General features: G+C 55.6%; 11 protein-coding genes. 2 read left to right on the top strand and 9 right to left on the bottom strand.

What is annotated here, in order from left to right:
- Nucleotides 1-41: 41 nt before the first annotated feature.
- From ACH3PB_RS05295 to ACH3PB_RS05265, 7 genes are all read right to left on the bottom strand, one after another.
- On the bottom strand, nucleotides 42-437 hold the full coding sequence (locus ACH3PB_RS05295; protein WP_416398394.1) for a hypothetical protein: 396 nt from the start codon (nucleotides 435-437) through the stop codon (nucleotides 42-44).
- 49 nt (nucleotides 438-486) lie between these two features.
- The gene (locus ACH3PB_RS05290; RefSeq protein WP_416398393.1) at nucleotides 487-1,992 is read right to left on the bottom strand and encodes a hypothetical protein; all 1,506 of its coding nucleotides are present in this window, start codon (nucleotides 1,990-1,992) and stop codon (nucleotides 487-489) included.
- 224 nt (nucleotides 1,993-2,216) lie between these two features.
- Nucleotides 2,217-2,591, bottom strand: a complete 375-nt coding sequence (locus tag ACH3PB_RS05285) for a hypothetical protein (RefSeq protein WP_416398392.1) — start codon at nucleotides 2,589-2,591, stop codon at nucleotides 2,217-2,219.
- A gap of 60 nt (nucleotides 2,592-2,651) precedes the next feature.
- Nucleotides 2,652-3,443 carry a hypothetical protein gene (locus ACH3PB_RS05280; protein WP_416398391.1) on the bottom strand — a complete coding sequence of 264 codons (792 nt, stop codon included), beginning with the start codon at nucleotides 3,441-3,443 and terminating at the stop codon, nucleotides 2,652-2,654.
- Nucleotides 3,444-3,445: 2 nt separating this feature from the next.
- On the bottom strand, nucleotides 3,446-10,144 hold the full coding sequence (locus ACH3PB_RS05275; RefSeq protein WP_416398390.1) for a hypothetical protein: 6,699 nt from the start codon (nucleotides 10,142-10,144) through the stop codon (nucleotides 3,446-3,448).
- Nucleotides 10,145-10,173: 29 nt separating this feature from the next.
- Nucleotides 10,174-10,671, bottom strand: a complete 498-nt coding sequence (locus ACH3PB_RS05270) for a hypothetical protein (protein ID WP_416398389.1) — start codon at nucleotides 10,669-10,671, stop codon at nucleotides 10,174-10,176.
- The gene (locus tag ACH3PB_RS05265; RefSeq protein ID WP_416398388.1) at nucleotides 10,668-10,997 is read right to left on the bottom strand and encodes a hypothetical protein; all 330 of its coding nucleotides are present in this window, start codon (nucleotides 10,995-10,997) and stop codon (nucleotides 10,668-10,670) included. The genes ACH3PB_RS05270 and ACH3PB_RS05265 overlap by 4 nt, the downstream gene beginning before the upstream one ends.
- A 57-nt stretch (nucleotides 10,998-11,054) precedes the next feature.
- Here ACH3PB_RS05265 and ACH3PB_RS05260 point away from each other — a divergent pair, with 57 nt between their 5' ends.
- Nucleotides 11,055-12,038: an Rpn family recombination-promoting nuclease/putative transposase gene (locus ACH3PB_RS05260; protein WP_416398387.1), complete on the top strand. Its 984-nt coding sequence runs from the start codon at nucleotides 11,055-11,057 to the stop codon at nucleotides 12,036-12,038.
- 109 nt (nucleotides 12,039-12,147) lie between these two features.
- Here ACH3PB_RS05260 and ACH3PB_RS05255 read toward each other — a convergent pair whose 3' ends face one another.
- Together ACH3PB_RS05255 and ACH3PB_RS05250 are read right to left on the bottom strand one after the other, a co-directional pair.
- A complete protein-coding gene (locus ACH3PB_RS05255; RefSeq protein ID WP_416398386.1) occupies nucleotides 12,148-15,630 on the bottom strand; it encodes a DUF2126 domain-containing protein in 3,483 nt (1,160 codons plus the stop codon).
- Nucleotides 15,631-15,731: 101 nt separating this feature from the next.
- Nucleotides 15,732-16,910: a lipase secretion chaperone gene (locus ACH3PB_RS05250; RefSeq protein WP_416398385.1), complete on the bottom strand. Its 1,179-nt coding sequence runs from the start codon at nucleotides 16,908-16,910 to the stop codon at nucleotides 15,732-15,734.
- A 300-nt stretch (nucleotides 16,911-17,210) separates the two neighbouring features.
- Here ACH3PB_RS05250 and ACH3PB_RS05245 point away from each other — a divergent pair, with 300 nt between their 5' ends.
- Nucleotides 17,211-17,654 carry a ComEA family DNA-binding protein gene (locus ACH3PB_RS05245; protein WP_416398384.1) on the top strand — a complete coding sequence of 148 codons (444 nt, stop codon included), beginning with the start codon at nucleotides 17,211-17,213 and terminating at the stop codon, nucleotides 17,652-17,654.
- The last annotated feature ends 75 nt before the right edge of the window (nucleotides 17,655-17,729 follow it).

The raw sequence follows: 17,729 nt of genomic DNA, 5'->3' as shown, positions 1-17,729 counted from the left end.
CGGACCGAAGACTTGATCCTTCTGAGGATCGAAGCGACGCGCTAAAAATCTTGCAGCAAAGCCGTCAAATAAACTGAATCGCGACTCTCGGGCAGTTCTGCGGGCATCTTCAGTGACTGCTTTTTGGTATCGACTCGCTTCAAACGATCCGCGTCACATCGGTACAATCGATCCCCCACACTCCCGTCAATATAGCTATCTTCTCCGCCACGCTTGTACGCCTTCACGATGCGGCCTTGGCAAGCCTGAAACTTCTGATCCAGATCTGAAAGGGTCGCTTCGATTTCCCACCAATGAAGAAACAGACCCTTTTCCCCTACATCACCAAGCTCGTCGGGGTATTCAAGATCTTCTACTTGTTCAAACAAGGGTTTTTGCCATTCTTCAAGGTCGTCATCGAAGTCGGGCCGAGAACCTTTTTCGATTAGAAAGGTCATGGTATCCCGCAATTCTTGCGACTCAAACTCCACAAGCACAGCGATATGGTCACACATCTTGATAAACCCGGCTGATATCTGCCTGGGGTAAAGACGGCCCTTGCCACTGGGCGATTTCAGGAGATTCAAGAGCCAACTCCAGAGAACCACTCTTCATATCTTCGAGCATGAAGTAACCCAGCTTGAGCATAGGGTTCTCCGAAAACTCTAGAGCATATACTTCGTCACTTACTTCCGGGTGATAAAATAGCAAATGCTTTCCGGTCGAAGTGTATAAGGCCCGCCGAAACTCACGCTCTTTAAGCAATAAAACAATACTAGGGAAATACTCATGATAATCAGCTGATAGTCGGGGGTAATAGATTAAAGTCGGCGTTATCTCGTCAATCGCACGCCCTTTCGGCAATACTGGCAGAAAGACCTCGAGACCCAGACGAGCATCACTTCGATTGCTAAGATGCTCAGTCGGTGAAAACCAGAACCTAAAACGATAGGCTGGAACGTCTTCAGCAAGGCCAAAGCCCATGCGCTCCACCAAACCCCCGTTGAGCCAGCCTCGCAAATTGCACTGTTCTGGCGCGGGAAAAATCATATTTGCAGGCAGCAGACCAACCCGTTGTGCACTCTGCACAAGCGCAGCAAGCGCTTCTAGCGGTTCGATTCCATGAAGTGCTCTCGGAAATGGCGCTGTCCATTCATTTGCCAGCAGCTGTGCGGGATATAGGGGTAACTGTTCGGGCACTTGATGACGTGGAAACTCCCAAACGCGGTTTGGCCCTAGCGCAACTATCGCCTCCTGAATACTTTTAGGCGCATCATCGTCAGATAGACGCGCTTGTAGTTTTTCGGCAAAAAGACGAGCAGGCGAGGCCTCACCTATTGCTGCTCTGGGCTCCACGAAGTTGAAGAGGCAGCTCAGTAGTGCGGGGAGACTATGATCATGAAAAGAAACACCTTGGTGTTCGAGAAAACGCAAGCTACTCAAAAAGTGTTCGTAGGTATGGCGCACGATTTCGGTATTTCTTCCTGTCGTGCCCACTAGAAACGCATAAGCCCTACTTATAAATCTTTCTACAAACTCTTCAGCAGGAATATATTTCTTCCATGTTTCCTTGCCCCAGTAAACTTCGTCGTCCTCATTATGCTCCTTGGGAAACAGCGCGTGGGCGATAAGCTTTTCCTGTTCTCCTGCATATCCAAATTCATTACCGTCGGCGATCAAACCTGCTGCGCCTGCTGCGGCAGAGACTAGCATCGAGTTATAGTCGCTAGGGAAAGCCGAATCGAAGACCTCTCGGACTTCTTCTTCCGTTTCTGATGGCGTAAAAAATAGACGATGCTTTGGGTAAAAATCTATCCTAGTAAAGGTGCCAGGTACTACGTTCGGCGGCTCCACGCCTTCCACATAGAATGCCTTGAAAAATTTCATTGCCTTCACTGACACGCCACTTTGTTCAAGATTGCGTTTCACCGATGGCCATTCCCGCTTACGCTGCTTGACCCACTCTGGACTCTCCAGTTGCCATCTGTGCTTGAACGGATTTCCTTTGGTCATATGTCTCAGCCCTCGCACGCCTCCGGAAGTACACTTTCGGGCACCTCTATTTGACCTAGGCCATCCATCAGGTCATCACCTATAGCGCCTTCTATATAATCCTGGAATCTTTGCTCGTAATCACGAAGCCAGTCAGGCGTCATGGCTTCATCCAGCTCAATTAGTTTTTGCAGTGGCCCCAAATTCTTAATGAGAAGCGCAGGCTGGGGCCGCCAAATGTCCGGTCAATCTCCACTCAGATCAATAACACTGCAGTTGAGCTCATGCGCACCACAAGCGGCTAGAAGACTTGAAAAAGACCTAGTGAAGTTTATTGCATCGGCAGATGACACTAAGAGCTGCATCACAAATTCATCCCCGGCATAGTCGACCTCGTGAGCAGTGAAATAGTGGCTTGGCCATCGCTCCAAAAGAACCTCAAGATGTTGTGCCACTTCTGGGCCAAAGATATCCATTCGATCCTGAAGAAGAGCCCCATTTTCTCCTTTCGCAAGTCCTTTGAGAATCGGGACCCAGAGCAGTCGATCAGAAGATGTAAATCTGCACTCGATGACAATACCGCCCACTTCGCCTCCCGGCATACTCGAAAGCTCAACCAAACGACCGCCTCCTATTGATGTGAGAAGGCTTAACTTCAACCTTCCGCTGAGGCGTAACACCTAAGCGCGTCCTGCCTGAGACTTAGCGCCTTGGTAGAGAAGTGCCATATCTCCTAAATCTTTGGCATGAGCCATCAAAAGTTCGGTAACGGCTTTGGCTAGTGGCATAGCATCAAAGCTCGCGTTATCAGTCGACTCAACCGCGCGCTCAAAGATATTCTTTATAGAACCACGGGTGATCTTTGCACGTGTAATGCCATCTCTAGTCTCGATTGGAAGCTCATCGCAGACGCTGAAAACGACTGGGTCAATATGGGAAAGAAGCGACTCGAGATAAGGCAATCGACCCGCAAGTATTCCTCTATAGTTGCTGGTGGAGGGGCCTTCCCTTAACCATGTCGAAAGATCTAGAACTAGCCGCTGGAAAATTCCGTCCGCAGACAAGCACACTTTGCGTGCTTCCTCTTCCCCATTTATGCGAAGAGAAAATTTCCTGTTCGCGTCAAACGCGGCGCCGAATGTTTCGTCGAAATAGTATTGCTGATCTTCTGTGCTAAAAAAATAGTCTGCAAGTTGACCACACAGGAATCTATTAAGATCCCTGAAATCTTGGTCGCTAAGCTTTTCGTTTAACTCGTGATCAAACAGATGCTGCCAACCGTCAAATGTGGGGTTGAAATAGAACCAGAATCGATCCACCCATCGAAACCGCCCATTGGAATCATTGTCGAAAAACAATTTTCGGCACTTGTGGAGATTAGCTCGGGTCGCGCCAGCTTTTTTCATCCGTTCTTCGAGTAACTCCCACTGCACTCTCCGGTCAGTCCGCAGCTGATACAGCATGTGCGCCATTTTTACTCCTCCAAAACAATGTCTTCGACCGCCTGTGTGATGAGACTATAGCCAAGCTGAGGCAAGAGCGTCTTTAACGTCGTTTGAATGCCAGACTCAACGACGTAGGCGTCCATGTTGGTAAGCGAACTCGTTCCCACCGAAGTCTTAACCATTGCGGTCTGACCCGCCGAAACCTCCGGCAATTGGGCAAGCAGGGCCCGAGCTGTACCAGCAACGTTTGGTGCACCGGGATCTAGACTGTAAACGAATGTCGTTGGCTTCTTTCGGCGGTTCTCAACCTTAAACTTCTGGAAGCGCCATTCGAAGTTGGACACAGCGACCAGAACGTCTATATCCTTATTTTCGGACTGGTTTTTCGCTAGCCAAGCACCGCCCAGTTTCTTGGCTGTTCTGTCAATTACAAACTGCCTATGAAGGCTTGGGTAAGTACCTTTCGGGGCGTTAGAATCTTTCTTAGCTAAGTGCCATCGCCCAATCTTTCCGAAGTCGGGCTCAGTGATCTTGATCTTACTCTTCGCCGCATAGGACTTTAACTCAATCCAAATTTCCTTTTTCTCACTGTCTTCAAGAACTATATCCACGTATCGTTCTCGCTTAAAAACTTCTCCTTGAAGAAGCTGAATAGCCGGCGCATTAGGCGTTGCATCTTCATTCTCAAAGAAGGCCACGTACCTAAATGCTTCACTTGCCTTCATCTTATAACCTTTTCCAACCCGATATAGCGCCTGATGGTAAGCAAGTTGCTCAAGATGAAACAGCGCTCCATGGCCTGAAGCAAAAATTAAAATTCGTTCGGATTTCTTTGGATCCTCTTCTGACAGATCTTTGTTGCCTTTATCTATGAATGCAGTCGCCATCTTACGATACACAAGATTTCGGATATTATTATCGAAACCTTTGCCCCCGCACTTAAGGCGATCGCTTTCCAATTGAGGCGGGGTAGTTCCCTCCGGCATCTTAGTCTCTTCCTGGAGGACCCGGCCGCAGGTATTTTCATACTCAAGGTAGGCCAACATAGGCAGTAAAGCAGCAATGTGATAGCGCGTGTTCTTTGCGTTGGAGAACACGGCCTCAAAGGTTTTGACACCTGCACGACGCAACATCGCACCGCCCGCGATCCCGAGCAGCTCTGGACTAAAAGCGTAGCGCCGCATGTCGCGAGCGGAAGCTTTGCGCAGAGATCTGTTGAATACCTTTAATGCGTCGGCCATTCCTTCTAGGCTTTCTTTCCCAATGTGGGCGCTGGCGTGCACTAGGGCATTGCCGAGTACTGATTTTGATATCCTGGTAACCCCAGCCATGGGTGCGGCATGCGCCTGCGGCATCAACCAGTTCAAAGGTAAATTGTGTAACGCCGTAGCAGGTGCACCGTCAGCAAAAGCCGGCACCGTCGGCGGCTCGCCCTCACCTTCCCAGCCGTTGGCCGGCAGCGCGAGATAATCCACCCACGACACCACGTCATCGGCACTGTTGATGGTGCTGAACATGAACTCCAGGCCTTTTCTCGAGTCCTCGTCTTCGTATAGCTCAACGGCCAAGGCCAGGAACGGCAAGCTATTCCACAGCAGGCTGAAGTCGCCGGTCTTACTGCGCTGTACCACTTTGCCAAGATAGCCGGCAAAGTATTTTGCGAACTTCGGGTTTACATCGTTCAGCTTGCGCAGCAGCGCACGCAGCGGTGTCGTGATGACCTTCAGCGGTTTCGCAGGCGGAAAGATCGTGATGACATTGACGGCTGCGATGGAGAATTCAAGGCCATCGAATTTCTCAGGATCACTCACCAGATAACCCAGCTGTACGATCACGATACCGAAGTCCTCGATCGGCAAAATCCAGCTGATGAGACCGAGCGCGAAGTTACTCTCACCATCAGCCGCATGCGCCTGGCTGATAAACGGAATCTGCACTGGCCGCGGCGGCACGTACTGCGCTACACCCAGCATGCTGTAGGTCGGTGTCAGTCCTGCCACGTTGATCGGTGGTGCATTCGGGTCAAGCGTGTCCGCGTACTGACCCGCCAGTACGGCAAAGCCGGCCTGTGAAACGAGCGAAGCATACTGCCGCACCTGATCGGTATGGACCGCGACCCGCATAGTCGTGAGCAGGCTATTGCCAGCACCCATCGCACCCGTGCTCTGCAGCGTCAGATCGGTAAAGTTGTCTGGGCCGACGGTCACGGTCGTCTGCGTGCTGCCATCAGCAAAGGTCATCACTGGCGCACTGCTCCAGTCGAACCACTTCAGGCTGTTGAGCTGACCTTCGAAGCCCTTACCGACTTCCAGGGTGCGGCCGCTATCGCTATAAGTCAGCACGCCGCTGGCGGGCATCTGCGTAAGCGTGCCATCGACCCAGAGTTCTGCCTGGCCGTTGTGGTAGCGGGCCGCGACCCGATGCCATTGATTCACGCCAACTGGCGCACTGCGAACGATGTAATTGCCGGTATCGGTGCGGACGCGGTAGACCAGGGTGCCGTCGCTCTGCAGCTGCAGGGTTTGGGCACCGTTGCCGAGATCGACGACGGTACCGCTGACCATTGCGCTGTCGCGCTCAGTGGGCTTGAGGTCGATACTGAAACCAATGCTGTTCAGGCGCTTCAGCGCCGGGGCGGAGTCAGTCCAGAGCACGCTGGGCACTTCGCCGTCGATCGTCTGGTTTACAGAGGAGAAGCGCAGGCTGCGGCCACCGCCCATTGGTGTGCCCCGAGCTTGCGTGACAAACTGCGCCGACAGTGGATAGCGTCCGGTTTCGTCCAGCACCAGCTGACCATCCAGCTCATTGAGATAATAGGCGGCCAGGGGCGCCAGGTTGGGATCGCGGAAGTCGCCGATCTTTACGGTGACGGCATCACCTGGCTGACCCAGGGCCTTGATGGTTGCGCTGGTCTTGAACGGCAGGGCAATAGCGGTGGAATCATAACGGACGTGGTCGATGACACCAGCCGTACTGGTATCGCCTACCATCATGGCATGGTCGACTTCCAGATCACGAAGCTCTTGTTGCGGATACACCACCTCGAAAGGCTGGACCTGCCATGGACTGCGGCCGGCCTGGGCGGTAAGTTCACCCGACCCATCGGAGCCTGGCGCAGTGATCGTTGCGCTGGCTTCACCACTGGCATTGGTGGTCACTTCGGTCTGAGACAGGAAGCCATAGCTTGATCCCAGCGCTACGGTCACCCCGTTGACTGGCTGATCGAGGTAGTTCGTGACTCGTACAGTGAAGCTTTCTGTCGCGCCAGCAAACAGCGTCGCTTCGGCATCAACAAATTCGATTTTCAGCGGCTTCACCTCGACCGGCACGGTGGTGCTCACCTGCCCAGCATTGATCTTGATGCTGGCCATTTCTGCAATGCTGCCGCCACGGAAGGTGAGGCTCGCTTTTCCGGCGTCGTCGGTGGCACCTGTGGTGCTGACCACGTGCAGGCTGTCGGCGACGAAGAAACTGACGCCGGTGTCGGCGGCCACGGGGTTCCCGTGCTTGTCCTTTACCAGGATGTTCAAGGTCGTGTCATTGGCTTCGGCAGCCGAAACAATAAGATTCGGCTGATCGACCTCGATGGTGGTCGGCTCGCCGGCGAGAACTTCGATGGGCGGCAATGTCGCCGTGGCACCGCCAGCATCTAATAGCTCCACAGACACGTTAGAGATCGCGCCGCGATTCGGCGGCAGCGTGATTTCGTTGGCGAAGATGCCATAGGTATGGTCGATGGCATACTCCTGCGTCAGCGTGGCGCCACCAGTCGCCTTCCAACGCACCTTGATCGGGGTCTTGTCCGTGCGGCCAGCATAGCCTACGAGCACAGCTTCGAGCGGTACGCGTGGGTCATCCGCGCTGACATACAAGGTCTCGCCTGACGAGGCATCATACGCAGCGAGCTGTGTGCCCAGCACCAGATGCTCAAACGCATACTCCCACAGCACGTTCCCTGCATCCTGGTTCAGATACAGGCGCATGGTCAGGAAGTCTTCGGGATCCAGACTCGCCAGGTGCTCGATGTTGTCGATGCGCAGGGTCTGGTCTTCGCCCTTGGTGACTCTGGTTTCGTGTTCGCCCAGGGCCAGCACGAGGTCCTGACCGCCGTCGATCGGCGCAATCCGTCCGAACTCGGGGCCGATGAGTGAGTACAATACTTCGATGAGTTTGTCTGAAGAGGTGATGACCGGACTGGTCGCATCAAGAATATCGTCCTTGTCCTCACTGCCAGTCAGCGGGTCGGTGATCTTCACACGATTAATCGCATCCACTTCGAGACTGAATCGGCTGAATTGGTACTCAGGGCGATAGGTCCAGGCGTAGCTCGGCAGCGGTCGATTTGGGGCAGCCGTGTCGCCTGGCGTGCCAGCAGCAGTTGCTTCCTGACCGGCCTTGAGCAGACGGCGATATTCACGGTAGGCGAGCCAGCCTTTCTGTTCGTCGTACTGTGGCACCAGGAATGGTGTGATGTACTGTGGCCGGGTGTCCAGAGGCGCATCCGCGTCGGCATCGGCACCAGATTTATCAAAACTGGCGCACTGCGCGCACTCCTGGTTCTTGGCTTGGCCGATCACCTGGATGTAGTAATGCTCTGCCAGGGCCTGCGTGTCTTTCCACTGCAGTATCTGGGTCTGACGGCCGGGTGCGATCGGGAATGCCGCAATGTTACTGCTGCTAGTCGTGGCGACCACGTTAGGGGCCACCACCTTCGCCAATCGCCCGGTGAGGCCGTACTGTGCGCCATCGACCGCTGACAAGCCTTCGGGCAGCGGTGAACCATCGTGATCCAGCCATTCGGTAAAGACGCGCACGCTCTGATCGCTCAGCAGGCTCGCACCTTCAGCGCTGACGATCTGACCCGAACGGCTTTCGCCAGCCTGCAGGCCCTGCTCGACGTTGTACATGCGCTCTGCCCAGACCTTCAGGTTGGGTGGACGCATCACGATGGGCTCGAGAGTGACACTCAGGCCTGTGGAGCCTGTATCACCGACACTCTTGAGTTGCACGCGCGAGGTGCCCATATAGCCGGTGCTGCGGTTGATCGCAACGACCTCAACCCATTCGCCGGGCTGAAGGTGGAAGGACTCCCGCTTCTGGAACGGCTCGGTCAGCTGGTAGCCGGTGGCCCATTCTTCGAATGAACTTGTCCGGTTGATCGCGCCAACGTTGGCAGCAGAATCGGCAGGTCCGCGCAGCATCAGGCGATAACCAGCGACACCCTCTTCATTGACAGCCAGTTCGCCGGCCCGGACTTCGGCATGACCTAGACCCTTGCGCTCCAGCACAAGTTGACCCGTGGCGGCGCGAAACACGAGCACGTCGGTATTCTGCAGGTCATCACGACTGATACTGCTGAGCAAGCCTGTGTTCTCGTTCAGCCTGCGGGTGCGGTCTTCGTCCAGCAGTCGGATGAGATCGGGTGCTGGCGCTGTGCCGCTTTCGGCGGGAGCCTCAGCCTTGTCGTTAGAGCTGAGATAGATGCCCTGAAGATCGCCCGTGTCATCTTCTACAAATACCAAATCAGCGGTGCCGTCATCGGGTATGTCTGCCATGCGACCAATGACAGGTCGATCAGCTTGGCCATCGTTGTCGAAGTCGTACCAGTCGCTTGCCGTAGCCGCCGCGTTGGTGCTCGCATCGAAAGCCTGTGAGCGAGTTACGTCGCCAAGGGGCACACTAGAGCCGTCGCCCGCGTTCTCCATCTGCAGTTGGCCGGTGAGGAACATAACGTCGACGTAGAGATTGATTCGCTGTGCTGGCTGCACTGCAGGTTGCTGGATCAGATCCTTGGTGAAGGGGTCGATGTAGGCATAGCAGTAATCCCATGACCGGCCACGCAGATAGTACGGCAACGAGGCGCTACCCAGAGGGCTGAAGTTTTGATATTTGAGCTGCGCCCAAACATCGGTCATGAATTCAAAGCCGCCGGGCGGACAGGTTAGCAGTCTGTACCTCAGAACGTATTTGCCGTCTTCGTCTGTTGCGCCTTTAGCGCCTGGGTAGAGCAGCTCTCCCATATCGACCGGAATGCCCACGACCGGACCAAAAATCTCGTCTTTTTCGGGATCAAAGCCAAGTGGGCTTTTGGATGCTTCACCAGGTGTACCGTGGAAGCCTACTCTCGGCGCGATAACATACGGCGAACTGGCAATCACCTGGCCGAGATCATTCACCAGGATGCTTTTGGAATTACCGGGAACGATATTCGCTTGAGTGAGATCGAAGGGGTACTGCTGAAGAATAATAGCGTCAGCATCGTTCAAAAGCCGGTCCGCCTGACCGAGCACCAGCAGACTCCGTGTAGAGGTTTTCAGGTTCGAGTCGCTCAGCTTTATCTGGGTGGTACCGTTAGCCATCGTGAGTGCCGTGGTCACCGCCTCTTCGCGACTTAACAGCTGAGCACCAGCAGCGAGGGCGGGTTGGTCAACCTTGAACCGGATCAGCTTTTGCTGCTGCTCTCTGTAGTCCCTGACTGAAAACACTTCAAGCGAATCAACCGAGCCGGTAAAGCTCTCAGGAAGCTGCAGCACCTTAATCTCATCACCCTGCTCGTTGTACTCGACAAGAATCGGCTGACCATTCTCATCCAGCACCATACTACGAGCCATGACCCAGCCGAATTTAATGCGCTCTTCTGCGTAACTCGCGCTCGCAATGAGCCCAAGCACCAGCCCCAGCACCGCAGCCAACATCCGTACCAGACAGGCCGCGGCCGATAATTTCAATGACAGATCCAGTTGCATGACTATCGGCCCTACTGCAATTCGGCGATGAGCTGGTTAAGACTCTTACTGCCGGCGGCAACGGCCGCCAGAAGTGGTTGATGCTGCTGCGGGACCATCACGTAAGCGATGTAGTCCAGGTTCTCGAGGGCGACACTTCCCTCGCTGAACACGCTGTAATTCTCGATGCGACCCACACCAATGGGTGCAAGCACCTTGCGGCCAGGGCTGTAGCCCAGCAGCACGACACGCTCGGTGCCCGGTGGAATGTAGTCGTAGCTGCCGCGTAACTTCGGCATCGCAATGCGAATGCTGACCGGCCCTTCGACTTCCACGCCGCGTGGCTGAGTCGCATAGGCCCATAACGGTCGCAGGTTCGGCATCATCGACACGCCGAGATGCTCGAACGGAAAGAACTGAGTCTGGATTGCACCGGAAGTGCGGCCAAGGGGGAACAGGAGCTGCGCATTGCTCATGCCGATCTCCAGGGCGTTGCCGGCGAGACTCAGAACAGCATCACTGCCACTCACCTGCTGGAACGGCACCTGCGGGCGAAGCGGTTGGCGGTTACGGTGGCGCTGAATGTGGCATCCGCAAAAGCACTGGATTCCACGCTCACACGGGTAATGCCGCTGTAAGGCTGCTCAGGGTCAGTTACCGCGCCGGTCAGCAGGACCATGGTCTGCTCCAGGCTCTGTCCGCTCGGGTTATCCACGGTCAGTGCTGGCGCTACGTCATCAGGATAGTCGGCGGCATCGTCGGGGTTCGACTTGCGGCTCAGCTCGACTTCATTGCTGAAGCCATCGCCGTCGCGATCGGTATCGGCGTTAACGCGGATCGTCGGCCTGGTCGACACTTCCTTTCACTGCTTGAAACCGCTACTCTGCCGGCCCACTTCAAGGATGAGGTACACATGGCAGCGCATGATCACGGCTATAAGCAGCTGTTTTCACATCCGGAGATGGTACGCGATCTCCTCCTCGGCTTCGTGCCCTTCGACTGGGTGCAGGAGCTGGACTTTTCCACGCTGGAAAAGCTCAACAACAGCTATATCACCGACGACCTTCGCGAGCGCGCTGACGATCTGGTCTGGCGAGTAAAGTTTCGCAATGAGTGGCTGTACCTGTATCTACTGCTTGAATTTCAGTCCACCGTGGACCGCTTCATGGCGGTTCGCCTGCTGACCTATGTGGGGCTGCTTTATCAGGATCTGATCAAGTCGAAACAGGTTGCAGGCAAAACAAAACTCCCACCGGTACTCCCTCTTGTGCTGTATAATGGTGTTAAACCGTGGAGAGCTGCTGTCGATCTGGCAGAGCTGATTCAGCCGATGCCCGAGCAGCTAGAGGCTTTCCAGCCAGCGCTGCGATACCTGCTCATTGATGAACGCAGCTTCGATGCTACTGAGCTCGAGCGGCTGGAAAATCTGACTGCCGCGTTGATTAGGGCGGAGTTGGCTGACGGCCCGGAGGCCTTGGCTCGCGTGGTAGCCAACCTTATCGTCTGGCTGGATCAGGACAGACAAGCTGGCTTGGTAAGAGCCTTCAATGAGTGGTTTGGTCGTATACTGATAAGAAACCAGGTGCCGGGGATCAGGCTGGAGTCCATTCGGAATCTAACGGAGATGCATAGCATGTTGAACGAGCGAAGCAACAACTGGGGCCGCGCTTATATCGAACAGGGCCTGAAGCAAGGACTTGAACAAGGGCTTGAGCAAGGCCTTGAACAGGGTATTGAACTTGGCGAAGCTCGCACGCTCAAGCGGCAGCTAGCCCGCCGGTTTGGGACGCTTCCAGAGTGGGCGCTGGCGCAGATCGACAACGCCAAGCGTGAGCAGCTCGAACTCTGGTTAGACCGGGTGCTCGAGGAAGACTCTCTCGATGCTGTGCTCGGCTAATTCATTATCACTCGAGCCTATTACTCCCCGCCTCCATAACCTTCATTAACCCGCCGACAAAGCCACTCTCCATCGGCGGGTATATTCGCGCTTCACAGCAATGCGAGCCCTACTTCACCCGCCTCAAGTCAAACGTATGCGGATACTCCATAGAAGGCTCCACCGGCGTCAGATCCACCCCACTAACGTCCGACCTATGCGGCACCGACCCCCGCAGCATTGAGCCCGAAGGCGTAGTCGAATAGGTCTGAATCCGGTTGTCAGTCGGGTCGACGTTATTCGAGAAGCCGGCAAAGCCACCCATGCCACCGTAGTTGTGGTTGAGCGCGCTTTGCGTGTGACCGATATTTTCGAATCGGTTATGCCGTCTGGATTCAGCTTCCACCGCATTCACCGGCATCGCGTCGTAGCTCAGGCCACCCTGGTGCACCACGTGATAGGTACAGCCGCCGATACTTCTACGATTCCAGGTATCGATGATGTCGAACACCAGTGGCGCATGAATGCCGATGGTTGGATGCAGGGCCGAGAATGGCGCCCAGGCGCGATAACGGATGCCGGCGACGTATTCGCCATGGCGTCCGGTATTGTGCAGGGGCACGCGCTTACCGTTACAGGTCAGCGCATACCGAGCATCGACAAAGTTCGTCAGACGAACCTGCAGACGCTCGACCGATGAGTCCACATAGCGTGCGGTACCCATGCTCGAGACTTCTTCACCAAGGACGTGCCATGGCTCGATGGCCCAGCGCAATTCGACGCTCATCTCATCGATCTGATGACGACCATAGTGCGGGAAGCGGAACTCCTCGAATGGCAGCAACCACTGCAGCTCGAAGGGATAGCCATGATCATTTAGCTCCTGCACCACATCCTTGATATCCGCCCAGACGTAGTGCGGCAGCATGAACTTGTCGTGCAGTTCGGTACCCCAACGCACCAGCTTCTGTTTGTACGGCTCGTTCCAGAAGCGCGCCAGCATCGAACGGATGAATACGGCCTGCACCAGCGACATGCGCTCATGCGGCGGCATTTCGAAACCACGCAGTTCGACGATACCCTGTCGACCACTGGCAGTGCCTGGCGCGTAGAGCTTGTCGATACAGAACTCGGTCCTGTGCGTGTTGCCAGTCACGTCGATCAGCAGGTTGCGCAGGATGCGATCCACCAGCCAGGGCTGCGGCACATCGCCTTCGGGCATCTGCTGGAAGGCGATCTCGAGTTCATACAGGTTCTCGTCCCTGCCCTCATCCACACGCGGCGACTGTGAGGTTGGACCAATAAACATGCCCGAGAACAGATACGACAGGCCTGGGTGGTTCTGCCAATAGTTGACAAAACTCCTGAGCAGGTCCGGCCGTCGCAGGAAGGGACTGTGTTCCGGCGTCGAGCCACCGAGCGTCATGTGATTGCCACCACCGGTACCGGTATGACGGCCATCGATCATGAATTTTTCAGCGGACAGTCGGCTCTGTCTGGCTTCCTCGTAGACGGTCTCGGTGATTTCCACCTGCTCGCGCCATGAGTGCGAAGGCTGGATGTTCACTTCGATGACACCAGGGTCCGGCGTGACCAGCAGCTTGTTGATACGTGGATCGCGCGGTGGCTCGTAGCCTTCGATGATGATCTTCTGATCACAGGCTTCAGCGGCATGCTCGATGGCTGCCAGCAGCGCGAGATAGTGCTCGAGGTGTGTCATCGGCGGCATGAACAGGTAGAGCTTATTGCCGCGACGTTCAATGCCCAATGCAGTCCGGATCACCTCGGTTTTCGAGACGCTGGCGCTGCCTGCCTTGACCTTACGTGTCGCTTTGTCGAGCTTGTCCGCCGACTGCAACGGCGCGCGGCCGTCGAAAGGATCGCGCTCGTAAGGCAGCATCTCGGAGGGATGCGTTGCCAGCGGCAGTGAGTTCAACGGCAGGCGTAAACCCATCGGCGAATCACCTGGCAGTAAGGACAGCCGCTCACCGCGCAGTGGCCAGCGCGAAGTCTGCCAGTGCGGTTTCGATTTCGCTTCGGCCAGCGGATTGAAGTCAGCCGGATCCCAGCGCAGTGGAATCACATAACCGACGACCGTAGAAAGTCCCTGACTGAGTATCCTTGCCAGCCGACGTCGCTCCAGATCGTCGCCGAGATCGGCCGTCATCAGATCCAGGTTGGCAGGGAGCGCCTGCTCCTGCATCAGGTGGTAGGCAACGTCCTCATAAGCGGGAATCACGAATTCGCGCTTCACCCCAAGCTGTCTGGCGACTTCGATTGCAAACTCATCCAGCGCTTCATCACTCAGTTTCACGGGCTTGCCATTCGGCTTTTTCTGCCGTGAATCAGCATCGGAAATCAGGCCCTCGGGCTCGTCGAACAGGGCCTGATTCTGCCAGATCGGCTCACCATCGGTTCGCCAGAAGCTGCCCAGCGCCCAGCGGGGAATCTCTTCGCCGGGATACCACTTGCCTTGACCATAATGCAGCATGCCAGTGGGGCCGAAGCGATCGTGCAAGCGCAGCAAAAGCTTGTGGGCCAGCTTAAGCTTATCGTCGCCGAGCGCACCGGTGTTCCACTGCTCCGACTCCATATCATCAATGGATACAAAGGTCGGCTCGCCACCCATGGTCAGGCGGACGTCTTGCCGTTGCAGCTGTTCGTCCAGCTTGTCGCCAAGATCCAGCACACGCTGCCATTCGTCTTCGGTATAAGGCTTGGTGACGCGCGGGTCTTCCTTGATACGTTCGACGATATTGGAGAAACTGAATTCGACCTTGCCCTTGCTGGTCGCACCCTCTACAGGCGCAGCAGAACCAGGCTCGGGTGTACAGGCCAGCGGAATATGACCTTCACTGGTCAGGAGACCTGAGGTCGGGTCGAGCCCCACCCAGCCAGCGCCAGGAATATACACTTCGCACCAGGCGTGCAGATCGGTGAAATCCTCAGCGGGACCCGATGGTCCGTCAAGGCTCTTCTGATCCGACTTCAGCTGCACCAGGTAGCCCGATACGAAACGCGCGGCCAGCCCCAGGTGACGGAGAATATTCACCAGCAGCCACGAGGTATCCCGACAGGAACCCTTACGCAGTTTCAGCGTCTGCTCTGGCGTTTGCACACCAGGCTCGAGGCGGATGCCGTAGCCGATATCCTGCTGCAGCCGTCGATTGATATTGACGATAAAGTCGTTGATGGAGGTCGGCTCCATCGACACTTCAGCCAGCCAGGCCTTGAGCAGCGGGCCCTTGCGGATCTTCTTCAGATAGGGCGCCAGCTCGCGGGTCTGCACGGGCTTGTACTTGAACGGAAATTCCTTGGCATAGTCTTCGACGAAGAAATCGAAGGGGTTCACCACCTTCATGTCGGCGATGACTTCGACCTGAATATCGAGCGAAGTAGTTGGCTTCTGGAACACCAGTCTGGCGAGAAAGTTGCCGAAGGGATCCTGTTGCCAGTTGATGAAGTGTTCTTCTGGCGAAACCTTGAGCGAGTAACTATGAATCGGTGTGCGGGAATGCACTGCGGGACGCAGTCTCAGCACGTGTGGAAAAAGCGTAACCGGACGGTCGAAATCGTAGGTCATCCGGTGTTTGAGCGCGACACGAATCGTCATAGAAAGCAATCCAGGGCTTAAAAAGCCAGTGTCTCACACTCAGGGATCCATACAACCCCTAAGCTGCGCCATAGCGCGCTTTCGGGGCAAATGGCCGATGCTCAGGGAGCCGTGATGCTCGCCTGCGCCGTCTTTCGCGCAATGGCTTCCTCAGCAGCCACCCTGGCCAGCTCAGCTTCATCGAAAGTTCTTGCCTGCAAGGCTGCGATAGCCGCGCTGGCGTCCGCTTCGGATATACCATCGGCCAACAGTGCCGCCTTCTGCTCAAGATAGCCTTGCATGCGCTGCTCGAAGGCAGCCTCTCTGGCAAGGTGACTAACGACACTATCGGTGGCTTTTGCATCGTACTGGTCGGGGTAACGTTGCGCCAGAATCGACTTGATTTCCTCCGGCGAGCGCCCCTGCTCGAACAGCTCTACCGTCGCATCGGAGAGCGCGACCTGCTTTCGAGCCTGCTTTTCAGCCTCGATCATCTGCGCCGGCAGAATGCGCTCAGCTTCCTTTAAAGCAGCTTCGCGTGCCTGAGGGGTGAGCGACTCATCAGCATTCAGCTTCATCGCTGTGAGTGCGTATTCGCCGTAGGCCTCTTCAAGACTGAAAAACGCATCCACTTCCTGCGGACCGAAGTACTGCCGGCGCAGCGCCTTGAGCTGCTCGAAGGTCTGCTCCATGGTCTGGGCATAGTAATCGTATGTCTGCTGCATATTGGACTGGTCTTGCGCGGCCATCGGCTGGCCCATCATATCGGCCATGGCATGCTGATAGCCGACATAGTTCTCCAGCATCATGCGAGCCTGAGCAGCTGCCTCGGGTGGCAGACGCTGGTCGATCTGCTGGTGCAACATGGCCATGACATCTTCAACGCTGCGCTCGCCGACGGCACCAAGGAAATAGTCGAAAAAGTCTTTCACGTCGATGGACACTTTGAGATAGCCCTGCTCGTCGGCTTCGAGCTTGCCATCGATATCGGTGCCAGCCAGCGATGGGGCAAATGCGGCACCATCCCAGGCTTCAGGTTCCGGTGTTGAATCGACTGCGGCCGCAACCGGTGCTGGGGCTGGGTCCGGCGTCGGAACAGGCGCGGTGGCAGCAGCAGGATCTGTCGGAGAAGCGTCAGCTGCACTGATACGATCGGTACTCTGCCCGCGATCGAGCAGCCCGAGCGCACCGGCAGCGATCAGTAAGGCAATGGTGAGCACGAAGATCAGCGCAATTACCAGCACAGTCCGCGAAGTGGACGTACTGCCAGTAGAATTGGGATCTATTCGTCGATTACGCATGGCAAGGCCTCATGTCAGTACCGCTTTATTGTTATGAGCTTCAGGATTGCCACAATGGCCTCTGTACTCAACTACCCAAACGGGTGAAGCACTGGCCCAGAACATTGAATTCTCCCCAGTACTGGCCATGAAACATTGAACTGTGACAGGCATCACAAGGCAAATGTCGTCGGCGAAATGTAAGCAACAGCTTACGAGAAATGTAAGCAAAGGCTGACATCCACTCACAGTCATACCGCGTAAGCTTGGCGCGTCAGCCGGTCATGGGGACCGGTTCAAGTCGCCAAGGATGGTGGTTAAATGAAGACGCTTACTTCCAGGTACGGCACGCTCTGCATCCTGTTTATCGTACTCATGATCTTAAATCTCAACAGCGTGGTCCGTGCAGAATCAGCTAATGGCCTCAAAATAGCCAGTCAGGCCGCTGTCGTCTCCGCAGACACACTGAGGCAACGGGCCGTGCCTCTGACCTTAAGTACCGCAGCTTCACCGCAAGTTGCACCCGTCGTCACCGGCGGCAAGACAAAAAATGTATCCCAAAGAAATGAATTGCCCATTGCTATCAACCAGCTCGATGCGGCAGGATTGGCAGAAGCCATGAAAGGGATTGGCCCCAGCAAGGCCAAGGCCATCGTGGAATTCAGAGCGGCTAATGGGCCTTTCCTGGCTGTGGAAGAACTGCTCAATGTGAGTGGCATTGGCGAGCGCATACTGCAGATGAATGCTGGACGCCTGCAACTCTGAAACGAGCTGGTTTGCAAGCAACCGGCTCCTACGTGCCATCCCGGTGAAATCATCTACACTGAAGGATGGAACTCA

The sequence above is a fragment of the Allohahella sp. A8 genome, assembly GCF_047946665.1.
In the GTDB taxonomy this organism is placed as follows: domain Bacteria; phylum Pseudomonadota; class Gammaproteobacteria; order Pseudomonadales; family Oleiphilaceae; genus Allohahella.
Note: the sequence above shows the minus strand (reverse complement) of the source record. Positions and strands in the feature narration are given on the sequence as shown.